The organism is Deinococcus sp. (genome assembly GCF_018260405.1).
Lineage (GTDB): Bacteria > Deinococcota > Deinococci > Deinococcales > Deinococcaceae > Deinococcus.
This window is the reverse complement of record NZ_JAGLBG010000184.1, coordinates 1-2,209: the sequence shown is the minus strand read 5'-3', so window position 1 is coordinate 2,209 and position 2,209 is coordinate 1. Positions and strand designations below refer to the sequence as shown.

The following is a 2,209-nucleotide window of genomic DNA, read 5'->3' as shown; positions in this document are numbered from 1 at the left end:
GTATGACGCCCAGGGCAAAGCCCTGGGCAAGGTAAGAGAGCAACTCAGTCAGCATGGTCAGCAGGTCGTTCTGAATGACGTCTACATCACGGCAGACAGATACGGGCCGGTCAGCCTCGCTGCTTACCATGCACTTGGAGCACGTGAACCCTGGTTCGTGGTAAGTAATCATCCCTGTGGTCCGGGCATCTTTGACGAGTATGCCGAGCGATTTCAGATTGAGGCTGGTTTCAAGGACTTGAAAAGTGCTGGTTTTGACCTGGAAGCCTCACATTTCCGGGATACGGCGGCGCTCAGTGGCCTGATTTTTTTGCTGGCATTAGCGGCTGTCTTCCTATTCAGCGAGGGAACCTCGCTGGAGTCTGACGAGGAGCGCCGTACTGTTGACGCTCATAAAGAGCGCCGCTTGAGCTACTTCCAGTTGGGGAGACGAGCTATCTTATCGCGTCTGTCACGTAGATTTCCTATCTTAAAAACCCTCGCCGTCCCAAGTGGGTCTGACCCTCACCCGGTCAGATCGACTCGTGCTCCACCAGGTCTGACTCCTGTGACAGCGTCTCTCATGACTTTTATCAGGCCATAAGGCCCGCTTCTTGGGCAAAACGGACTCGCTTGAGCAAGCCTGCCCACGTCCCGACCGTGCTGGAGTCGAGCGCAATCCGTAATCAAATGCTCTGGAGGCCAGCCTCAGCCAGAAAAGCGTCCAGCTTCTGGGGGCGAAACCCGCTGAGACTGTGCGCCACGTCGCCGCTGACCAGGGTCGGCACACTGCGGCGGCCACCATTGACGCTCATGACCAGTTCAGCGGCCTGTTCATCTTGCTCAATATTGATTTCCTCGAAGGGAATGCCCTTTTTGGTCAGTGCCTGCTTGGCCACCTGGCAATCGGGGCACCAGCTTGTCGTATACATCTTGATCATAAGCTCAGTTTACAAAATAAAGCATCAAAAGGCAATGAGCATAAAAATAGCCCACCGCAAGGGTGAGCCGTCTGGCCTTTTGGAAAGGCGGTATTTAGATTTAGAAAACGGGAGTCAGCGATCAACCCTGAGCGCTAGCCGCAACCGGCCCGGTCTGTTCCGTCGGCGCAGGAGCCGTGATCTGTTCCGCATCCTGGGCAGCCACGCCAGAAGTGGCAGCGACAGCTTCAGATTCGGCACTTGGGGCCGCCTGATCGCCTTCTGCACGCTCTTTTCTGGGGGCAGGAGCAGCCTTGGGCACCATGATCATGTTCATGTCCATGCCCATCATGCTCGGGTTGCTTTCGGGCGCACCGACATCCGCCAGAGCTTCGGCCACACGCACCAGAATGCGCTCGCCCAGTTCCGGGTGAGTGCGTTCACGGCCACGGAACATGATAGTGACCTTGACCTTGTGGCCTTCGAGCAGGAAACGGCGCACATGGCCGGTTTTGGTATTGAAGTCGTTGGAATCAATCTTCACGCGGAACTTGATAGCCTTGACTTCCTGCGAACGCACGCGCTTGCGGTTTTCCTTCTCGTTCTGCTGCTGTTCGTAGCGGAACCGGCCATAGTCGAGCAGGCGGCAGACGGGCGGTACAGCCTGAGGACTGACCATGACGAGATCAAGCCCCTGCTCACGGGCCATTTGCATGGCGTCGCGGGTATCGATAATCCCGATCTGTTCACCTTCGCCGCCGATTAACCTGATTTGCCTGACACGAATCTGCTCGTTGACCTTGTGTTCTTTCGCTATGTTCATCACCTCCGCCGCGCCCCACACACACTGGTGTCAAGGGCGGCTGACCTGCTCTATAAACAGGCAGTCTTCAGTTTACCACGTAAGGGCCAGTCCCGCTCTTGGCAAAAGGCACATCTGCCCGCCGCCACACCCTGACCTGCCCTTCCTGGGTGCCGTTTTGCCCAAGAGAGCACCGCCTGCACCGACGTACCGCCCCGTATGTTTCCTTCTCGCCTCTGCCCGGAGCAACTCTGAAACTGCCCGGTTCAATCGGCAGTCCGTATCATAACTGATGACCCACGCCGGAAAACCAGGCATCGCCAGCGGCCCTCCCCCACTCTTCCCGCGCTAGTTCTCTACCACGCTCCATGCTCTTCTGCCATGCTGTAACAGATGAGTGACCTGCCCGCTTCACCCAGCCCTCTCAGGCCAGCCTCGGCCTATACCTATGGCCCGCAGGCCGCCCGGAATCCGGAACTTGAAGTTCTACTGACGGACGGACTGGGCG

2 protein-coding genes and 1 pseudogene are annotated in these 2,209 nt (G+C 57.5%); 1 reads left to right on the top strand and 2 read right to left on the bottom strand.

Annotation, left to right across the window (positions count from 1 at the left end):
• Positions 1-583 (top strand): annotated as a pseudogene (locus QZ269_RS12855) (hypothetical protein); the annotation flags it as partial.
• Between the two features lie 82 nt (positions 584-665).
• Here the strand turns inward: QZ269_RS12855 and QZ269_RS12850 are convergent.
• Positions 666-920 (bottom strand): glutaredoxin domain-containing protein, encoded by a 255-nt coding sequence (locus QZ269_RS12850; RefSeq protein ID WP_291427093.1) that lies wholly within the window; start codon positions 918-920, stop codon positions 666-668.
• 121 nt (positions 921-1,041) lie between these two features.
• A complete protein-coding gene (gene infC, locus QZ269_RS12845) occupies positions 1,042-1,725 on the bottom strand; it encodes a translation initiation factor IF-3 (RefSeq protein ID WP_291427092.1) in 684 nt (227 codons plus the stop codon).
• Positions 1,726-2,209 lie beyond the last annotated feature (484 nt).

Coding starts and splice junctions, on each gene's coding strand:
- QZ269_RS12850 (WP_291427093.1), bottom strand. CDS start 920: ATGATCAAGATGTATACGACAAGCTGGTGCCCCGATTGCCAGGTGGCC.